Genomic DNA, 17,863 nt, shown 5'->3' with positions numbered 1-17,863 from the left:
AGCCCGGGAAGATGCCCCGGACTGTCCATTTCACCATATTTGCTCTGCCCATTCTGGATGATCGATAAAAGGGTTCCGATTCCCCTGATACTCTTCATAAATGATCTCATTCCTCCGTCTTTCACGGTCATCGACGGGATCTGATTCATGCCAGTCCAAGAGGACAGATAGCCGCCCGTGATTCGGTGCCTTGCCGTTATTCACCCGGTCATTCAGCTCGAGGTCCACTTCCCCCGCGTCCCCTTCATAGCGGACGGCCATATAGAAGAGCATCCTCGCCACGTCTCCTTTCACCTCGTCCCGCGGCTCCCATGAGTCTTCATCGGAAAAATTCCCATCCGCTTCATCATGGGGTGAGCCACCGTTATCGAAATCCAGATTCCCCCTGGAAGAGTTGACTGTGACATCGGCCGGCCTCAGGTGATGAAGATCGGTCCCCGGTCCTCTTGCCGTCCCGAAATTCCCATGGGACTTTGCCCACACGTGCTCCCTGTTCCAATCATCCACATCTCCACCGTGCAGCGCCTGGTCCTGGGATCTTCCTGTATAAAGAAGGATAACATTGCCGGGGTGATCGGGATCTTCATCCGTTTTGGCGATTGCGTCCCATAGCTCGCTATAAGAGAGCTCCCGGTGATCATCGATGATGTCGTGAAGCTCCGATTTCAGTGCTTCACCGCTCAACCCTTCAGCGCTTGAGTAGTAGCCTCCCGGGTCTGTCGAAGGCTCTTCCTCTTCCTCATCCTCTTCCCCGTCGTCTTCTTCACCCGGCAAAATGGAGGTGACCTCCTTTAATCCGGGGCGAGAAAAGTAACCGGTCAGTTTCCCAGAGATCACTCGCTTCTTGCCGAATATGTCGGGATTCGTTTTCAAGCCTGCTTCAGGCCTTTGTGAAGAAGGAATCTGGACAAACAGCATCTTCTCCGGATCTGCTTCTCCCGGTTCATCCGCGAGGGCTAAGGCATAATCATTCGTGAAATCGCCCGTCAACACGTCCGAACCAGATACAGGCTGACCTGTGACAAATCCCGCTACTTCAGCTAGTGAACCGTCTTGGCGCTCAAGGGCTTCCTCCACTGTCAGCGGTGTGGAGACGTCCCTTTTGGCAATCTGGGGATGAGGAGTATCTTTCTTTCCCATTGATTGATTTCCCGACACTTGTCCACATGCCGTCAAAAAAACCGCCAAGATCAGCACCACTGTAATCCGCATGTATTGTTTCACTATTCTTTCCTCCCCCGGTATGGTTTACCTATAGCGTACAGGATAACATGCACGTAGAGATCGATTTTTTAATTGTTTTCAGGAAAATGCTCCATTCGGCTCATCCCGGTAATACTACTCGAACCTGGATATGATAAAAAGCACCCAGCAAGGCAGGGGATGCCTTGCTGGGTGCTTGACTGTTTTATACGGGTAGACCCTTCAGGATCAGTCTTTGAATTGGACGTCCCACTCATTCAATGGCCAGTAGCGGAGATTCACTTTCCCTACTACCTGATCGCGGTCGATGAATCCGAAATAACGGCTGTCCTCACTACCACGGCGATTATCTCCAAGGACGAAGAGTTTGCCTTTTGGCACTTTCTTCTCACCTGTCAATTCCTCGAGGGTGAAATCACCTGTGAGCTTGCTGCCTGGACTTTCTGCTTTATATGTATCCAGGTATGGTTCTTCGTAATATTTTCCGTTTATATAAAGTTTATCATTCTTATAGGTGACCGTGTCGCCCGGCAGCCCGATGACGCGCTTTACATAGTCTTCTTTTTCGTTGGCATGGAATACAAGGACGTCAAAGCGGTGAAGATCCCCGATCTGATACCCGATTTTATTCACGACGAGCTTATTGCCATCTTGAAGGGTCGGCATCATGGATTCGCCGTCCACTACATAATTCGAAAAGAGGAACGTGCGGATGACGATGAAGATGATCAATCCGATCGCAAGTGCCTTGATCCATTCCAGGCCCTCTTTCTTTATCTGCTCTTTCAATGTGATTCCTCCTGCTTCTTGCGTTCGTTTCGCTGGTCCATTTCAAGCTTTTTATTAAGATGAGCCTCTATACGCTTGCCGACAAACCAAAGGAGGAAGATGATCGCTCCCACGATGACGGTGCGGATCGGCTGTTTCACTAATGATACAATATCATACCCTATAAAGCTAATGGTGAAAATCATCACCATTTTTCCCGTGATGACGGCCAGCATATACTGGGCGATACTGATCCGGGACAGCCCGGCCACGACGTTTACGAGGGCCGAGGGTGTAAACGGGAAACAGAGCAGGATGAATAGAGGACCGAAGCCGTGCCTGTCCACCCAATGGGTCAGACGTGCTGCCTGTTTATTCTTCTTTAAGAAACGGAATAGTTTTGCTTCCCCGTATCTTCTGACCAGCATGAAGACCAATAATGCCCCTGCCGAAGCCCCTATCCATGAAAACAGGAATCCGAACCACAAACCGAATGCATTCGCATTTGCCAAGACGAACACAAACAGCGGCAAAAAAGGAAGGAAGGCTTCAAGCAAAGGGAGAAGGATTCCCGGAACGGGCCCGAATGACCGGTATTGCTGAATGAGATCCATAATGTTTTCTAATGTGAACCAATCTTTGAACGCTTGGATATCCATAGTATATGTTTCCCCTTAAACGACCATGAAAAAAAGACTCATTTCGTGATATTTTTCTTCATCATATCATATCATGTTTCATTTTCCATATCGCAGTTTGTATTATACATCCTTAACCTCGCAAGGGCCGCTTTAAACCTCCCCTTTCCAATCCCTCTCCCCTGACCAGAAAAAAACCGCTTCGGGATCACTTTCACCCTAGGCGGTCCTCCCCTTTACAGATGCTTCTCGAACCACGCCATCATCTCGTTCAACCTGTGCACCCTGAGTGACGGAGCACCAGTCCTGGAGAGATTATGATCCGATTGCGGGAAGCGGACGAACCTTGCTTCTTTCTTCTGGCGCTTCAAAGCGATGTACAGTTGTTCCGCCTGTTCGACAGGGCATCTCAGGTCTTCTTCACTATGCATGATGAGAAGGGGGGTATCCATCTCTCTCACGTACGCAAGGGGAGAGCGTGTCCAAAGTGTCTCCATATCTTCAAGCCCTGAACCGATCTGCCATTCTGTGAAGAAATAGCCGATATCGCTCACGCCGTAAAAGCTGATCCAATTACTGATCGACCTCTGGGTGATGGCAGCTTTGAACCTGCCGGTATGACCGATGATCCAATTTGTCATGAATCCCCCGTAGCTCCCTCCGGTCACACCCATCCGATTCCCGTCCAAGAAGCTGAAGTTTTCCAGCACGTGATCAACGGCTTTCATAATATCTTCATAATCTCCGCCACCATAGTCACCACGCACATCATCGACGAATGCCTGACCATAACCGTGGCTCCCCCTCGGGTTGATGAACAGGACAGCATAGTCTCCTGCTAACACCTGCAGCTCATGGAAGAACGTATTCCCATACATAGTGTGGGGACCGCCATGGATTTCTACCACGAGGGGAATTTTGCTTTCATCACCTACGCCTGCAGGCTTCATCAGCCATCCCTGAACCATCTCACCCTTCGCGCCTTGGAAGTAAAAGGATTCAGTTTCAGCCAATGACCGATCATCTGCCCAATCATTGCTTGCAGTCAGCTGCCGGATACTCCCGGTCGGAACATGGAGCAGATAGAGCTCACCAGGCTTGGAAGGAGTGCTCATGGCCATGATGATCCGTTGTTCCTGCGGATGGAAGTCAAAATCATATACATGCTGTTCCGCTTCCAGATAAGCAGGGAAGATGGCCCCGTCTATGTGACCATAGTATAAAACCGTATTCCCTGAGTCGGATGCCAGAAAATATACACTTTCATTATCAGTGGACCACTTGATCCCCGGGGTCTGTACCGCTTGGACGGCGTCACTGTTCATATGATCACCGATGGGAAGATCGAGTCCTTCACTCAAACAGTATGCATATCGCGCTTCCACGTTGTAGATCCAGAGTTTCGGCTGCGTGGCATTGAAATATTCCCTCTCATCTCCCGTGTAGGCAATATGTCGGCCATCTGGGGACCACCGGGCCGTTCCGTACTGACCCGCCCCTCCGGTGATCCTTTGCTTGCGGCCTGTTTCGATGGACCAGGTATAAACATGCTGCTGAAACGAAAAATCCGGATCATCACTGAGGTCGGCCGCCACCAAGAGTTCTTTCCCATCGGGGGACCAGTCCTGAAGACTGTAATCATGATGGTCATCGCTCAACCTTTCAGCCTTCCCGGTGATGATATCCAGGATGACAAGTTGAGAATGGCGATGATCCCGAAGCCCTTCCCCGTCGCCCTTATATTTCATGGTAGAGGTGACGTATGGACGGGGACGCTCTTCTTCTTTCATCTTTCCTTGCGGGTCTTCCCCAGTTCCAAGCTTCATACTGAATACGATCTTCGCGGAGCAAGGAGACCAAAGAAACTGCTTTACCGATGAGGGGCAGTCCGTCATCCGTTCAGGCTCTCCCCCGCCACGTGCCATCCTGTAGATTTGCGAAACGCCTGTGCGGTCTGATAGAAAGGCGATATACCTCCCGCACGGTGACCATGCAGGGGATGAAATCCTTTCTTCCTGGAACGTCCACTGCCGAAGTTGGTCACCATCCCCGTCATAATGGAAAAGCTGTGTGAAATAGGCATCTTTTTCTTCACACATCACCGTTTGAAGAAAAATGGCTTCCTCTCCGTCCGGTGAAAACCGCGGGGAGGAAATGGCCTTGATATGGTATAGATCATGGATGGAAACGGTTTGTCGGTCCATGTATGTATGATCGCTCCTTTGAGATGAATGTGTGTAACCGGTAATCAAGATACGGATATTCATCATTCTACCATCCCGGCATCGCCATGGATAAAACATTGCAAAAACTTTCATAATAGAAACACATTAACTTAGTATTGAAAAGCATCGTCATACACCGTACAATAGATACGAACACACGTTCTAAACAAAAAGACTCATGCCTTCCCCGGGACCTCTCGGATAGAAAGCATGAATCAAAGGAGTCATCACTCATGACAAGGATCCCTGAAGACGATCGAAATATCCTGGAACTGGCGATTTACCTGCCCATGGTCCTGACGATCCTGAATCGTGATATGCAGGTCGTGACCTCCAGCCCGTTCAAACTGAAACGCCCCTATCTGGAACTGATCGAGGAAACGATGAAAACGATACAGGCAGAGCTTGCCCGTGTAAGGAGGTATATGAGGAATAACAAGATGAAGGTGGAGAAAATCCAGACGGATGATGCGTTCACCATGTACATGTTTCTATACAAGGGGTATGAGGAACATCATAACTACTTCAACCCACGGCTGAGGAACAGGGTGGAAGAACTCCTGCGCCACTACTTATTCCAGCGCTTCCTCAGTCCTGGAAAGGACTCGACGAAGGAAGCTTGATCATCACGCATCCTGTTTCGGAATATCCCGGTCCATATAGAACATCTTCACCTGGGACGGATCGGGTGCACTGAGGCCGTAACGGGTTTCCATCTCGGAAATCCTCTGTGAATAGGCAATGCGAAGTTCCGCTGTTTTCCTCATCTGATTCTTGAAGGAGCTGTACGAAATCGGCACGATGCACGTTTGCTGGTTTTGGAGGTGAACATTTGTGGAACCATCTTCAAGATGCTCGTACTCCTTTACAAAGGCATGGGATATCCATGTGCATTCATGCTTGGCGGGAGATGTTGTAGGGAAGAAGAAGAGAGACATCTGGGGATTCACAATGATCGGGGCTTTATAAACGATGCCAGTCAATGTTTTGGTTCCTTCTTTCAGCCCTTCGTATGAAGAGCCGAAGTATTCACAGCTTTTCTTCAGGATCTCCAGCGGCTTGAACGGTGAGATCAGAACATCATTCACTTCGATGATCTGAGTGAACGTCTTGGCTCCATACTCAATCGGTTTCAGGACCATTGTATGAGGATTCACCTCATATTCTTCTATAATTCGGGATTTTGTGCTCATTCCATCGCCTCCTTTTACATTTTCCCCCATAATACTATCACATTTTTACTAAGTTGTCCTATGTATTTTTAAAAAATTCAGTTATTTAAAAAGCGTGACCGTTTTCCACGTTAAATATTATCAGAATATTTAATTTTCAGGTTGAATTTTCACCCCTTTGCCCATATACTAAGAAAAAGAATTCAGGGGTGATCGTATATGGAAAACAAAAAATCCTATACTGATATGATGAAGGCTTCCGCGATGACCAGGAAAAAGCATGCTGAAAAGAGCGTCCTAGATATCTATATTGACATGGTCATACACGAAAGCATCCTTACGACAAGAAGAGCCGACTTACTGGAAGCCATCGATGCCGCCCTGGATTGCAAAGACGAAACCCTTTTTATGAAATTGACGGATGAATTGACTCAACTATCCTGCCATTATGGATGAATCGCTTGGCCGCTTCCCCACGGGGAGGCGGCCATTTTCATGTCTATTCCGCATGTTCACCCCATCCTATGGTCATCCTAAGGGAAAAGAGTAAGGGGTGATACCATGACCATCCTTTTCAAGACACTTATCCTCTACCTCATCACCATCGCCGCCATGCGGCTCATGGGCAAGTCCACCATTGTCCAGATGACCCCCTATGACCTGGTGGCCATCATCATCGTCGGTACGATTGCTTCAGAGCCGTTGATTTCAACAGCGTTCTTCCCTACTCTATGGGCATTGATCATCCTTGTATCCCTTCATATCCTTTTCTCGTTCCTTACATTGAGTCAGTTCGGGAACCGCTTCTTTCTCGGGGAACCCACCCTACTGATCAAAGAAGGCACGATCCTCGAAGATAATCTGGAGAAGTCGAAAATCTCGATCATACAGCTTACGTCCATCCTGAGGGCTAAAGGATACCCGAAGATTTCCGACGTGGATTACGCCATACTGGAGCCGATCGGCGAAGTGAGCATCATCCCTAAAGTGGAGAATACACCTGTTACGGTTGAACATCTGAACCTTCGCATCGATGACGAAGGCCTCCCCATCTCTGTCATTGTCGATGGAAAGCTTCAACACCATAACCTCCTCCTCCTCGGGTTGGATTCGGACTGGATCAATGTGCGCCTTCGCAGGGAGCACCTCCATCATAAAGATGTATTATTCGCCTACGTGACGGAAAAAACAAAAAACCTCGTGATCAACAAACGCAAATAGGACCCGCATCGGGTCCTATTTGATCATGGAGAAGATTCCGCAGGATCTTCTTTTTCTTTTGTATCCATTTTGTATTGCTCAAGCATATTCAGCCGCTCCAGCATGGTTGGATGACCATATCGGAAGATCTTGACCAGAAGGGGTGGATTCACTTGAGATAAACCGACCTTGGAAAGCTTCTGGAACGATGTGATGGCCGCTTCTTTGTCCTGTGTCAACTCAATGGCATACCGGTCCGCTCTCGTCTCCTGGTAGCGGGATATCCAGTTGCTGAACGGGCTTACGGCGAACAGCAGCACCGATATGATCAATAAGAAGAGAGGCAGGGAACGAAGGCTTGCCACACGGTCCACCTTGATCTCCTCTCCGTAATTGGCGACGATCCCCCTCATGAGCTTCGATGTAAGGAAGAGACCGAAGAATGACAGGAGCAGATAGATCCCGATCCCGATGTAAATATGCTTCTCCACATAGTGGGCCATTTCATGGGCCATGACGAATAGGATTTCGTCATCGGTCAGCTGCTCCAGCGTCGTATCCCACAGCACGATACGGGAATTGGATCCAACACCGGTCACGTACGCATTGAGTGAATTCGTCTTCTCTGACATATCGACCTCGAATACATGATTTGCCGGAATCCCAGCCTGATCAGCCAGGGAAAGGATTTTTGCCTCAAGCTCCTTATTCTTCAACGGGTAAAACTCGTTATAAAGCGGATCGATGAGAACCGGCTGGATGAACATCATGAATATCGTAAACGGAACCGACAGTGCCCATGCAGCAAGCCACCACCGCTGTTTGAACCTTTTCATCAGTCCATAGAGAACCGATACGATGATGAGCATCAACAGGTAATTCACCCAAAAATCGATGGTCTCGTCCTTCATCCACATGGAAAACGTCTGAGTGGAAATATTGTATGCCTTGGACACTTGATAGGAGATGTACTGGAATGGAAAGATCGCGATGAACGTCGTGATCGATAACCAAAACAGATAAATGGCCGTCTGCAGGAATCCATTCTTCACCGTTCCTTTTGCCCACTTCTCAAACGTACGGGAAACGCCCAGTATCATGATCAAAAAATACAGGAGCCATTCATACGGAGTGGATAAAAAGAAAAGCAGGTTCTTGATCTTGGAAAAATCCTCGCTGAGGAGAATCTCCTTGGCATTCATGAATGTTGAAGGATCGGCACTGCTTCCTTTAAAGCTCTCAGGTACACCAGAACCGGCAATATAGAATAGATAACCATATAAAATCAAGCCCAACAGCGCATAAGCAAGTATCGCACGGAACGCCCACTTCTTCGCCAAACAACTTCCTCCCTTCTCAACCCTCACTACTATATGTAATACCCTGTCCACTCATTTAGAACCCGGAAGTACAGAGCACTGATCAACGCAAACCAGCAAGAGCTGCAGGACCTGCACCCTGCCCCCGCAGCATCTATCACTCATTATGAACCACTCTTCTCATTTTATCCCTTCCACGATCAGACCAAGAAGGTATAGGCTGATAAAATCGCGATGGCACCCAGCACGACGATGATGACATTGGCTCCACAAAATGCGAGGACGAAGGCAGCTGCGGCTCCGACGAATCCGAAAAGGAAGTCTCCTTCCTTGATCAGAAATATGCTCGGGAAAATGAGGGCCCCTAAGACGGCATAGGGAACATTATTGAGTACCCCCTTCATAAATGGGGGCAGCTCAGCCCCGGAAAACATCACAAACGGGAGCATTCTCGGCACGTAGGTGACAACGGCCATACCTGCAATCATCAAAAGCATCATTTTATCCATGGTGATTCCTCCCCTTCATTTGCCAGACCCATTCAACCAGCAGGGATGAGACCAAGGTCGAAGCAACAATGGACCAGCCTCCGGACAGATCGGTGTAAAAGATGAGCAGGCTGTTCACGGCTGCCGCAACCGCTGCAAGATACGTGACCTTCACGCTCTTTTTCATGGACGGAACGAGAAGCCCAACAAACATGGCATAGAGGGCAATGGACATGCTGACCTGGAGGAATCCGGGCATGACATCACCCATAAGATGACCGATTCCGGAAAATGCCACCCAGCTTCCATACGATATGATCATGACGCCTGCTGCAAAAGCGGTACGGACCTTCCCTGCCTGAGTCGAGATGACCGAGAACGTTTCATCTGTCACGCCGAAAGCCGTCATCAGCTTTTTATAGAGTTGATGTTCTTCCAATCTCTCAGTCAGTGAAGCAGACATGAGGAAATGGCGGATATTCACGATCAGCGTCGTAAGGACGATTTCCACTACGCCGGTTCCCACAGCAATGAGGCTCAGTGAAATATACTGCGCGGCTCCCGCGTAGACAAAGACACTCATGAGTACCGTCTCTGCAAACGTCAAGCCCGTTGTCCTTGCCAGGAGGCCGAACGTGAGGGCGACGGGCATATAACCGATTGCTATGCTTAAGCCCGCTTGCAGCCCTAAACGAAAATCAGAGGTTTTTTTGACAGAGTAGGTAGCTTCCACGCTTACACTTCCTTTATCATATAAACTATCGTACAATGAAAATATTCTAACAATTCATTATAGTATACATATAGACGTTATATTGCACAAGGGGTGTAGTGGATGAATGAGATGCCGATGAAGATCGGAGACAATATCAGGAAAATAAGAAAAGAAAGAGGGCTCAGTCTTGACCAGGTTGCCGATAGGACAGGGGTGAGTAAAGCCATGATCGGTCAGATCGAGAGGGATGATTCCAATCCGACAGTTGCGACCCTTTGGAAGATCGCAAACGGTCTGAAAGTATCATTCTCTTCCCTCCTTGAAGCCCCTGCTACCGATGTTGCCATCATTGACTACAAAGACGTAGAGCCTGTTCTCGAAGACGGGGGAAAGTATGTGGTCATACCGATTTTCCCATTCGAGCCGACAAAGAAATGGGAAAGCTACCGCATTGTCATGAAACCCGGCTGCGATTACCGGAACGACGGGCACCCACGGGGAGTCGAAGAATACTTGACCGTCCTGAAAGGTACATTCTCTTTAAAGATCGGCGAGGCTTCCTATTCCCTCTCTGAAGGAGAATCGATCCGGTTTGAAGCTGATGTTGCACACGAATACCTCAACCCCTCTTCTGACGACGCCGAGTGTCATATGGTCATCTACTATGGTGAACTCTCATAAACAAGAGCCTGGGACAAAACGAATAGCTACCAACTAATGAAAAAAATCAATATAGGGTTCTTTAAACCGCTCATGATTTCCGTGCAAGGCTTTGCTTTCCGCGGGTATCCCAAGAGCCTCCTCGGCAGCCCTTCTCACATCAGCTCCTCTCCCGGGAGGAGTCTTTGTCTTACACTCCAATCAACTGCTGGGGACAATAATAATGGCTCATGAAACAAATAAAAACCCGAATCCATCTCAAACTGGATTCGGGTTTTTCTATATCTAAGACCCTTTTGTCTCAACCTCTTTTCAGCAAATTCAGCAGAAGGTATCCTTTGGCTTCGGCACGGACAATCCAAATAACGGCCTCAGATAGAGGGCAAGGAATGTTCCGGAAAGAGCTACGATTCCCCATACATATCCGTGAAGGCTGAATGAAGCGATTCCGCCGAAATACGCACCGATATTGCATCCAAAGGCAAGCCGGGCACCATAGCCCATCATTAGACCGCCGATGACGGAAGCCATGGCGTTCCCGCCTGTAATCTTATTGAATCGGAAAAGACCACCTGCAGCCGAGGCGAGGAATGCCCCAAGGATTACGCCGAAGTTCAAAACGGTCGTGGAATCACTGAAGATGGAAGCCTGGAGGGCGCTTGCATTCTCGCCTGTCCAGTATCCCCAACTTGCCACATCGATCCCCATGAGTGAGGCCGCTTTTGAACCCCACAGGGCAAATGCAGAAGTGATTCCCCAAGGTGTCCCGCGTGTCATAAGCGTCAGCGCATTGAGTACAGCGAGGACGACAGCCGCAGCCATAAGCGGCCAAGAACCGCGCACAACCCGCTTCCATCCTTTCGCAGTAGGCAATGCTGCCATGCGGGGAGGATTCTTCACCTTCTCGACCCTAAGCGTCACCCATGCCACAAGGCCAAAAAAGATGAGGGATATAATCCAGGCACCTGTGTAACCGAGACCCGTAGAAGTGGCCAGTGAAAACGGCTTGAATGAAGGCATCTCTTCTGTCCAGAAAGGCAAATGATAAGCCCCCACCGTCGAACCGACAATAAAGAATAGCAACGTGATGAACATGACGGAACGGCCTCCCCCTACGGCATATAGGGTACCGGAGGCACATCCGCCCCCGAGCTGCATCCCGATTCCGAACACGAAGGCACCGACAAGTAGGCTCACTCCTACAGGGGAGACATACCCCGTCGCCTGTCCGCCGAAAAATGTAAACCCGGTAGCAAGGATCGGGGCGAAGAGTGTGACCGCGATGGCAAGCATAAGCATATGGGCCCTGAGTGCCTGCCCGTTCCCCACCGACATCACCCGGCGGAACGCAGATGTGAAGCCAAATCGTGCATGAAATAGGGTGAATCCTAATAAGAGACCGAGAATCAGGAGCACGACCTGGCTGACATCTTGGGTGAAAGCGAGATAGATGACCAGTACGGCAGATACGATGCTGCCCCCGGCCACCAATGGAATTTGAGGGGAATTCAACTCTTTCCCTCCCTGGACCGGGCCTTTCTGCTCTGATACCGGTTGAATAACTTTCGTCATTTTAATCCTCCTTTTCTGATTGTAATGGTTGGATTTTAATCGATTCTGAGCGACTTGTCAAAAATCCACTCTTCTCCTTTTACCCATTTCCGCAGGAACTATTCTCCCTGCAGCAGGTCGAGACTCCAAGCAAACCGCCAGGATCATTGAAAAAAGGACCCTTCCTTTAGGAAAGATCCGTCTATTGCTTATTGAAGGGAATGAACTTGGACAGCATGGCCATGAAGTCTTCTATGGTAGATGGCCTGTTTACCCACTGATGGTACCATTTGCGGACCGTTTCAACGATCCAGAATGGGATTGCTCTCCCGTCGATAAGGGAGTAAAACTCGTCGTATCCCTTCTTGAGATGCTCCCAACGATAATCATTGCCATCCAGGATGTACTCGGAAACATCGACGATCTTTGCCCTGCCCTCTTGCAAAAGGATGTTCTTCAAGTGGATGTCCCTCGGGTTCAGACCGACGCTCCTTACATACTCCCTCGCCTCTTCCACTCCGTCGACTACATGTTTCGGGATATGGACTCCCTGCAGGATGCAATCGAATAGCGTGGTTCCCGATTCAAAACTCAGCACGAGGATATTCCCATAGGTTCCATAACAGCGTGGAAAGTAATGTGATTCCCCGAGTACTTCATAGACCCGGGCTTCCGCCTCGGCTTTATCAGCTTTGGTGGATGCGTACACTTTGAAGGCATACTCCGGATCATCAGGGGAGCGGAATACGGCTGCGTCCGTCCCGATTCCCACGCAGGTGAACCCTTCATATTCACCACGGATGGTCACCGGTTCATTGTCATCCGTCGAAGTGACGGTAATCTGTTCTAATGAAGAGATGAGCTGTTTCCATTGATGAGACATGCTGATTCCCCTTTCAGGATATGTTCCAAACACTATAGCATGATTGTCAGAAAACTGATATAAATCTGCATCTGGTACTATCACCCAACCAAAAAGATAACGCTTACATATAGTGTTATCAATGAAAGGAGGTACTATTATGGATCGATTCATCCTGCTGATGCTCGCCAGCATCCTATCCGGTTTTGCACTATTGAAGCTCCCGCTTAGCGGAACATTCCTTGAAGGGATTTCACCAGTGACAGACGTCATCGGTATCATCACGGTCTTGTTGTTCTCTTTATTCCTCATTTACAAGGGGCTGCGTGCCCTCCTTACCAATTAATAAAAAAAGGACTCGTTCATTCGCGAGTCCTTTTCCATGTGCAGAAGAGTCACTTCCCTTTAAACTCCGCCTTGCGTTTTTGGCTGAAGGCCAACAGTGCTTCCACACGATCTTCTGTTGGGATCAGTCGTTCATAAGCCTTTCGTTCAATCTGGAGGCCGGACTGCAGATCGACGTTCATACCGGATTTCACCGCATATTTTGCCTGTTGGACAGCGATAGGGCCATTATTCAGCATAGGGTCAATAAAGTCGTATACCTCTTCCATGAAGCGGTCTTTTCCGAAGACCCTGTTCACCAACCCCACATCAAGCGCTTCCTCAGAAGTCAGCCGCTTCGCCGTAAGGATCAGTTCCAGCGCTTTCGATTCCCCAATCAACCTTGGAAGACGCTGGGTACCGCCCGCACCCGGTATGATGGCAAGACTCGTTTCAGTCAGTCCCATGGACGTGCCTTCCACCACCAGACGGAAATCACATGCCAGTGCAAGTTCCATCCCCCCGCCGAATGCATATCCATTCATGGCGGCAATGGTCGGCTGTGGCAGCATGGCCACTTCATTGAATACTTCTCCGATCTTATATACGTTCCGTACGACCTGCTGATCCGTAAGGGTTTTGCGCTCCTTCAGATCGGCCCCCACACTGAATGCTTTCTCTCCGCTTCCAGTGAAGATCACCGCCCGTACATCAGGGTTCAGCCTGAGAGATTCCACAATTTGCTGCAGTTCGTGCAGGGAATCATAATGAAAGGCGTTCATGGCATCCGGACGGTTGATCGTCACTACCGCCACATGATCCTTTTGTTCCAACAGAATGTATTCCATACGTCACTCCCCTTTCCTCATGTCTCTACGTATATTCGACATGTTTCGAAAAAAACCTCTAAATCATGGATTCAGTACCTGTGCTTTCAACGCTCTCCTCAAAATCTTGCCGGTTGTGTTCTTCGGCAGTTCTTCGAGAAATTCGATGGAAGAAGGAAGTTTATATTTTGCCAATCGCTCACGACAATACTCCATCACCTCTTCTTCAGACAAAGCCGGATCTTTCCTCACGACGTAACAGCTCACGGCTTCCCCTTTTTCGGGATGCGGGACCCCGATGACGGCTGCTTCCACGATCTCAGGATGATCATACAGCACTTCTTCTATTTCCCTCGGATACACATTGAACCCACCGACGATGATCAGCTCTTTTTTCCGATCCACGATATAGAAGTACCCTTCTTCATCCATTCGGGCCAAATCACCGGTATAAAGCCACCCGTCCCTGATTGCGGCTTGGGTTTCTTCTTCCATTTTGTAATATCCCTTCATCACGTTCGGGCCATTTACAATCAATTCCCCAACTTGCCCAGGCGGGAGCTCTTCACCGAGTTCATTGACAACTTTATTCTTGATGCTCATGATCGAAGTTCCGATCGAACCGGGCTTTCTTGGGCGATCGAGTGGATTGAAACAGGTGACAGGTGAAGCCTCGGATAATCCATAGCCTTCTGAAATCATGACATTGAACTTCTGCTCGAAGTTTTTCAAGAGGGCAACTGGCATGGAAGCTCCTCCAGATATACAGAGTCTGAGGGAACTGAGGTCATCAGGATCTCCATCAGTGTACTGGTAGAGGAAATTATACATGGTCGGTACACCTGCAAATACGGTCGGTTTATGCATCCTGGATAACCCGAAGATCCCCTTTGGACTGAACTTCGGAGCGATGAGAAGGGTGGCACCCATCATGAGCGGCGCATTGAGTGCCACTGTGAGACAGAACACATGGAACATGGGAAGGGCCGTGATGACACGATCTTGTTCACTCATCTGGAGGTATGTTCCGACATCCCATGCATTTGAATACACATTCTTATGTGTCAGCATGGCTCCTTTCGGCTTTCCTGTTGTTCCCGAAGTGTAAAGTATGATGGCTGTTTCATCTTCCTCTACATCTGCTCCTTCAAAATCCGTACCTCCAAGGGAAAGTACCTTTGTAAACGATTTCATTTTTGGATTCAACAAACCGATCCGTTCAAGATCCACCCCTTTTGCCCTGTCATCCCCCGATTCACAGAGAATGACGTGATCAACGGATTGAAGAAGCGATTCAAGTTTCCCCATGAGTGGAACCATGAGATCCAATGTGATGACCGCCTTCACATCCCCGTTACTCAGTATGTACCCCATTTCATCGGGTGTATAGATTGGATTGACCGGGATGACCCTTAATCCCAGGCGAAGCGCGCCGTAAAGACCGATAACGAAATGAGGCGAGTTCCCCAGTATGAGAGCAATATGATCCCCCTTCTTCAAGCCAAGGCTCTCCAAACCGCCCGCAAAGCGGGAAACCGAATCATCAAGCTCCCTGTAAGAAACGGATGTGTCCAAGAAATGATACGCGATCTTCTCCCCTTTGTCCTGTGAAACTTCCTTTAACCGTGAAGCAATATTCATTCCTGCCCCTCCCTTTTTCTCGAAATGAATGAATGGTCATTCATCAAACTAGTAAAAGTATTCAAAATATATTCTATTAAAAGAAAAGTCAGATTGCAAGATTTAAACCATCGAGCCTCCTTAACCTCAGCCACTTAGGATATCGCGATCAACATGGAAAAAGGCAGGCCATAACGGCCCACCTTCCGACACTCAATATACTAAATCGATAAATTCCTCTTTTGTCACTTTACCGAAGTAGTGTTGGATATCCATACCTTCGAGAACGTGTTCGATTTCGCTGCGCTCATAACGGGTACCTGTAAGCTTTTCTTCAATTTCATCCACATTGCCGACTCCGAAGAAATCTCCGTATATCTTGCAGTTTTCAATGGTGCCCTTTCTTACTTCCAATCTCACATCAATCTGACCGACAGGGAAGCGATGGGAGTGCTGGAGATTGAACGAAGGTGATTTCCCATAATTCCAATCCCAGTTCTGATAGCGTTCCTTGGACAAAGCGTGAATGCGATCCCAGTCCTCATCGGTCAAAACATATTCTTCTACATCGCTGTCATTGAAAATGTACTTGAGAAGGGTGGACCTGAATTCTTCAATCGTCAATTTCCCTTCAAGGAATTCAGAAATATTCGCCACCCGGCTCCGGATCGATTTGATGCCTTTCGATTCAATCTTGTCCTTTTTCACCCGTAGGGCAGATACAACGTTTTCCATTTCAGAATCAAACAGCAGTGTACCATGGCTGAACATGCGGCCCCTGGTAGAGAACTGGGCATTACCGGAAATCTTCCTTCCTTCTGCAAGGATATCATTCCTTCCGCTCAGCTCCGCTTTGACACCCAATTTATTCAATGCTTCGATCACTGGTTCGGTAAACTTCTTGAAGTTGTGGAAGCTGTCACCATCGTCCTTTGTGATGAAGCTGAAGTTCAGGTTGCCGAGATCATGATAGACGGCCCCTCCGCCCGAGAGTCGACGAACAACATGCAGTCCCTGCTTTTCCACATAGTCCGTGTTGATCTCTTCGATCGTATTTTGATTTTTACCGATGATAATGGAAGGCTCGTTGATATAGAACAACAGATAGCTCTCATCGATATCAAGGTTCTTAAGGGCGTATTCCTCTATGGCAAGATTGATCCGTGGATCCGTGATGCCTTTATTGTCTATGAATTTCATGTTGATGATTCCTCCTCTATATGATCCATACTTTATTCATGGCAGCAAGTTCGATGGTCCCGTTGAAGGCTGTCCCTGCTTCTTCCACCAGTTGCTGAAGATTCCCGAAATGCGGAAGATGAGTCAGGACAAGTCGTGTTGCACCGGCCTGATGGGCGAGTCGCCCTGCATCGATGCTCGTCATGTGCCCCGCTCCCGAACCATCCATCCCTCCATAGAAATTACATTCACACAGCAGCAGATCAGCCTGATGGGCAAGAGGGATAAGGGATTCTGTAAAAGACGTATCCCCCGTATAATACAGCACCTTTCCATCAGCCTCGATCCTCATGGCATAGCACGGGGCAGGATGGCGGGTCTTCACAAAGCTGATGGTAAAGGGGCCGACAGAAACGCTTGAGTCCCCTTTATATTCGATCCCCTCCATCACATCCCGATATGCAAGAGAGCGGAATCCCTGCTCGTCTTCGCGATGTCCATAGACCGGCAGTTTTTTCTTCGTTCCAAGAAAAGACTGAATCAGGAGAGCATGCTGAAGAACACCGATATCCGCCACATGATCAGGGTGATAGTGTGAAAGGATGACGGCATCAAGCTGACTGACAGGAAAATGGGTCTGAAGCCTTGAGAGGACGCCGCTTCCACAATCAATGAGGAGACGGAATCCTTCATGTTCCACTATGTATCCGGAGCTAGCCTCCCCGGCTTTCGGGTAACCACCCCAATGCCCGATAACAGTAAGTTTCATCTTGTACCTCCATTCTGTTGTGCGCTACTCATACTATACTTCATTGTGCCTAGTTTTTCATTTTTTCAGCCTATTTTCGAATAAATGGTTGACGCTTTACATACTGTTATAATACAATAAAACAAATCGATCCATCAGTTATATAACAATAAGGGTGGATACTAACTTGGAAGGTGATGATGAACATGGTAAAAAACATTATGGAGTTTTTCAGGAACCTGCCGCCAAAGTCTTGTGCCCAGTGTGGAGATGAAATCGAAGAACAGCATGAATGCTACGGCATATACTGCGAGAAGTGTACGACAGACTACGAGTATTGATATAGAGAAAAAAGTGGCGTCCC

20 protein-coding genes are annotated in these 17,863 nt (G+C 48.5%); 6 read left to right on the top strand and 14 right to left on the bottom strand.

What is annotated here, in order from left to right:
* Positions 1 to 30: 30 nt before the first annotated feature.
* The 4 genes from K6T23_RS08230 to K6T23_RS08215 form a co-directional block, all read right to left on the bottom strand.
* Positions 31 to 1,140: an endonuclease gene (locus K6T23_RS08230; RefSeq protein ID WP_238284402.1), complete on the bottom strand. Its 1,110-nt coding sequence runs from the start codon at positions 1,138 to 1,140 to the stop codon at positions 31 to 33.
* 291 nt (positions 1,141 to 1,431) lie between these two features.
* Positions 1,432 to 1,992: a signal peptidase I gene (lepB, locus tag K6T23_RS08225; protein ID WP_056537960.1), complete on the bottom strand. Its 561-nt coding sequence runs from the start codon at positions 1,990 to 1,992 to the stop codon at positions 1,432 to 1,434.
* The gene (locus K6T23_RS08220; RefSeq protein WP_056537963.1) at positions 1,989 to 2,630 is read right to left on the bottom strand and encodes a TVP38/TMEM64 family protein; all 642 of its coding nucleotides are present in this window, start codon (positions 2,628 to 2,630) and stop codon (positions 1,989 to 1,991) included. The genes lepB and K6T23_RS08220 overlap by 4 nt, the downstream gene beginning before the upstream one ends.
* 215 nt (positions 2,631 to 2,845) lie before the next feature.
* Complete coding sequence (locus tag K6T23_RS08215) at positions 2,846 to 4,813, bottom strand: S9 family peptidase (RefSeq protein WP_238284135.1); 1,968 nt, start codon at positions 4,811 to 4,813, stop codon at positions 2,846 to 2,848.
* Between the two features lie 254 nt (positions 4,814 to 5,067).
* Between K6T23_RS08215 and K6T23_RS08210 the strand changes: the two genes are divergently transcribed.
* On the top strand, positions 5,068 to 5,457 hold the full coding sequence (locus K6T23_RS08210; RefSeq protein WP_048004377.1) for a YhjD family protein: 390 nt from the start codon (positions 5,068 to 5,070) through the stop codon (positions 5,455 to 5,457).
* A 3-nt stretch (positions 5,458 to 5,460) separates the two neighbouring features.
* Here K6T23_RS08210 and K6T23_RS08205 read toward each other — a convergent pair whose 3' ends face one another.
* Positions 5,461 to 6,027: a competence protein ComK gene (locus tag K6T23_RS08205; protein WP_238284134.1), complete on the bottom strand. Its 567-nt coding sequence runs from the start codon at positions 6,025 to 6,027 to the stop codon at positions 5,461 to 5,463.
* Positions 6,028 to 6,225: 198 nt separating this feature from the next.
* On the opposite strand from K6T23_RS08205, the gene K6T23_RS08200 reads away from it, so the two are divergent.
* On the top strand, positions 6,226 to 6,462 hold the full coding sequence (locus K6T23_RS08200) for an IDEAL domain-containing protein (protein WP_056537968.1): 237 nt from the start codon (positions 6,226 to 6,228) through the stop codon (positions 6,460 to 6,462).
* 105 nt (positions 6,463 to 6,567) lie between these two features.
* Positions 6,568 to 7,227, top strand: coding sequence for a DUF421 domain-containing protein (locus K6T23_RS08195; RefSeq protein WP_238284133.1), 660 nt, complete (start codon positions 6,568 to 6,570; stop codon positions 7,225 to 7,227).
* 23 nt (positions 7,228 to 7,250) lie between these two features.
* Here K6T23_RS08195 and K6T23_RS08190 read toward each other — a convergent pair whose 3' ends face one another.
* From K6T23_RS08190 to K6T23_RS08180, 3 genes are all read right to left on the bottom strand, one after another.
* Positions 7,251 to 8,546, bottom strand: coding sequence for a M48 family metallopeptidase (locus K6T23_RS08190; RefSeq protein ID WP_159643274.1), 1,296 nt, complete (start codon positions 8,544 to 8,546; stop codon positions 7,251 to 7,253).
* Positions 8,547 to 8,725: 179 nt separating this feature from the next.
* Entirely contained in the window at positions 8,726 to 9,034 is a 309-nt protein-coding gene (locus K6T23_RS08185) for an AzlD domain-containing protein (RefSeq protein ID WP_159643272.1), read from the bottom strand.
* Positions 9,027 to 9,746, bottom strand: coding sequence for an AzlC family ABC transporter permease (locus K6T23_RS08180; RefSeq protein WP_238284401.1), 720 nt, complete (start codon positions 9,744 to 9,746; stop codon positions 9,027 to 9,029). Before K6T23_RS08180 ends, K6T23_RS08185 begins: the two co-directional genes overlap by 8 nt.
* 102 nt (positions 9,747 to 9,848) lie before the next feature.
* Between K6T23_RS08180 and K6T23_RS08175 the strand changes: the two genes are divergently transcribed.
* The gene (locus tag K6T23_RS08175) at positions 9,849 to 10,409 is read left to right on the top strand and encodes a helix-turn-helix domain-containing protein (RefSeq protein ID WP_142127546.1); all 561 of its coding nucleotides are present in this window, start codon (positions 9,849 to 9,851) and stop codon (positions 10,407 to 10,409) included.
* Between the two features lie 300 nt (positions 10,410 to 10,709).
* Here the strand turns inward: K6T23_RS08175 and K6T23_RS08170 are convergent, their stop codons facing one another.
* Both K6T23_RS08170 and K6T23_RS08165 read right to left on the bottom strand, forming a co-directional pair.
* Entirely contained in the window at positions 10,710 to 11,960 is a 1,251-nt protein-coding gene (locus K6T23_RS08170; protein ID WP_079515786.1) for a YeeE/YedE family protein, read from the bottom strand.
* 181 nt (positions 11,961 to 12,141) lie between these two features.
* A complete protein-coding gene (locus K6T23_RS08165; RefSeq protein ID WP_238284132.1) occupies positions 12,142 to 12,822 on the bottom strand; it encodes a serine/threonine protein kinase in 681 nt (226 codons plus the stop codon).
* A gap of 139 nt (positions 12,823 to 12,961) precedes the next feature.
* On the opposite strand from K6T23_RS08165, the gene K6T23_RS08160 reads away from it, so the two are divergent.
* On the top strand, positions 12,962 to 13,147 hold the full coding sequence (locus tag K6T23_RS08160; RefSeq protein ID WP_048004385.1) for a hypothetical protein: 186 nt from the start codon (positions 12,962 to 12,964) through the stop codon (positions 13,145 to 13,147).
* Positions 13,148 to 13,196: 49 nt separating this feature from the next.
* Here K6T23_RS08160 and K6T23_RS08155 read toward each other — a convergent pair whose 3' ends face one another.
* From K6T23_RS08155 to K6T23_RS08140, 4 genes are all read right to left on the bottom strand, one after another.
* Positions 13,197 to 13,973: an enoyl-CoA hydratase-related protein gene (locus K6T23_RS08155; RefSeq protein WP_053427597.1), complete on the bottom strand. Its 777-nt coding sequence runs from the start codon at positions 13,971 to 13,973 to the stop codon at positions 13,197 to 13,199.
* 63 nt (positions 13,974 to 14,036) lie between these two features.
* Positions 14,037 to 15,593: a fatty acid--CoA ligase family protein gene (locus K6T23_RS08150; protein ID WP_079515784.1), complete on the bottom strand. Its 1,557-nt coding sequence runs from the start codon at positions 15,591 to 15,593 to the stop codon at positions 14,037 to 14,039.
* Positions 15,594 to 15,785: 192 nt separating this feature from the next.
* Entirely contained in the window at positions 15,786 to 16,772 is a 987-nt protein-coding gene (locus K6T23_RS08145) for a lipoate--protein ligase (RefSeq protein WP_148985456.1), read from the bottom strand.
* A gap of 16 nt (positions 16,773 to 16,788) precedes the next feature.
* Positions 16,789 to 17,520, bottom strand: a complete 732-nt coding sequence (locus tag K6T23_RS08140) for an MBL fold metallo-hydrolase (RefSeq protein WP_238284131.1) — start codon at positions 17,518 to 17,520, stop codon at positions 16,789 to 16,791.
* Positions 17,521 to 17,705: 185 nt separating this feature from the next.
* On the opposite strand from K6T23_RS08140, the gene yhfH reads away from it, so the two are divergent.
* A complete protein-coding gene (yhfH, locus tag K6T23_RS08135) occupies positions 17,706 to 17,840 on the top strand; it encodes a protein YhfH (protein ID WP_079515781.1) in 135 nt (44 codons plus the stop codon).
* Positions 17,841 to 17,863 lie beyond the last annotated feature (23 nt).

Origin of the sequence: Rossellomorea marisflavi, from assembly GCF_022170785.1 — a bacterium.
Taxonomy (GTDB): domain Bacteria; phylum Bacillota; class Bacilli; order Bacillales; family Bacillaceae_B; genus Rossellomorea; species Rossellomorea marisflavi_B.
This window is presented reverse-complemented; position numbering and strand designations above follow the sequence as displayed.

Bases quoted from the DNA above. Each gene is read 5' to 3' on its own strand.
- K6T23_RS08230 (WP_238284402.1), bottom strand. From the start codon at position 1,140: ATGGGAAAGAAAGATACTCCTCATCCCCAGATTGCCAAAAGGGACGTC.
- K6T23_RS08205 (WP_238284134.1), bottom strand. From the start codon at position 6,027: ATGAGCACAAAATCCCGAATTATAGAAGAATATGAGGTGAATCCTCAT.
- yhfH (WP_079515781.1), top strand. From the start codon at position 17,706: ATGGTAAAAAACATTATGGAGTTTTTCAGGAACCTGCCGCCAAAGTCT.
- K6T23_RS08140 (WP_238284131.1), bottom strand. From the start codon at position 17,520: ATGAAACTTACTGTTATCGGGCATTGGGGTGGTTACCCGAAAGCCGGG.
- K6T23_RS08160 (WP_048004385.1), top strand. From the start codon at position 12,962: ATGGATCGATTCATCCTGCTGATGCTCGCCAGCATCCTATCCGGTTTT.
- K6T23_RS08170 (WP_079515786.1), bottom strand. From the start codon at position 11,960: ATGACGAAAGTTATTCAACCGGTATCAGAGCAGAAAGGCCCGGTCCAG.
- K6T23_RS08150 (WP_079515784.1), bottom strand. From the start codon at position 15,593: ATGAATATTGCTTCACGGTTAAAGGAAGTTTCACAGGACAAAGGGGAG.
- K6T23_RS08185 (WP_159643272.1), bottom strand. From the start codon at position 9,034: ATGGATAAAATGATGCTTTTGATGATTGCAGGTATGGCCGTTGTCACC.
- K6T23_RS08220 (WP_056537963.1), bottom strand. From the start codon at position 2,630: ATGGATATCCAAGCGTTCAAAGATTGGTTCACATTAGAAAACATTATG.
- K6T23_RS08155 (WP_053427597.1), bottom strand. From the start codon at position 13,973: ATGGAATACATTCTGTTGGAACAAAAGGATCATGTGGCGGTAGTGACG.
- K6T23_RS08215 (WP_238284135.1), bottom strand. From the start codon at position 4,813: ATGGACCGACAAACCGTTTCCATCCATGATCTATACCATATCAAGGCC.
- K6T23_RS08200 (WP_056537968.1), top strand. From the start codon at position 6,226: ATGGAAAACAAAAAATCCTATACTGATATGATGAAGGCTTCCGCGATG.
- K6T23_RS08175 (WP_142127546.1), top strand. From the start codon at position 9,849: ATGAATGAGATGCCGATGAAGATCGGAGACAATATCAGGAAAATAAGA.
- K6T23_RS08145 (WP_148985456.1), bottom strand. From the start codon at position 16,772: ATGAAATTCATAGACAATAAAGGCATCACGGATCCACGGATCAATCTT.
- K6T23_RS08195 (WP_238284133.1), top strand. From the start codon at position 6,568: ATGACCATCCTTTTCAAGACACTTATCCTCTACCTCATCACCATCGCC.
- K6T23_RS08210 (WP_048004377.1), top strand. From the start codon at position 5,068: ATGACAAGGATCCCTGAAGACGATCGAAATATCCTGGAACTGGCGATT.
- K6T23_RS08165 (WP_238284132.1), bottom strand. From the start codon at position 12,822: ATGTCTCATCAATGGAAACAGCTCATCTCTTCATTAGAACAGATTACC.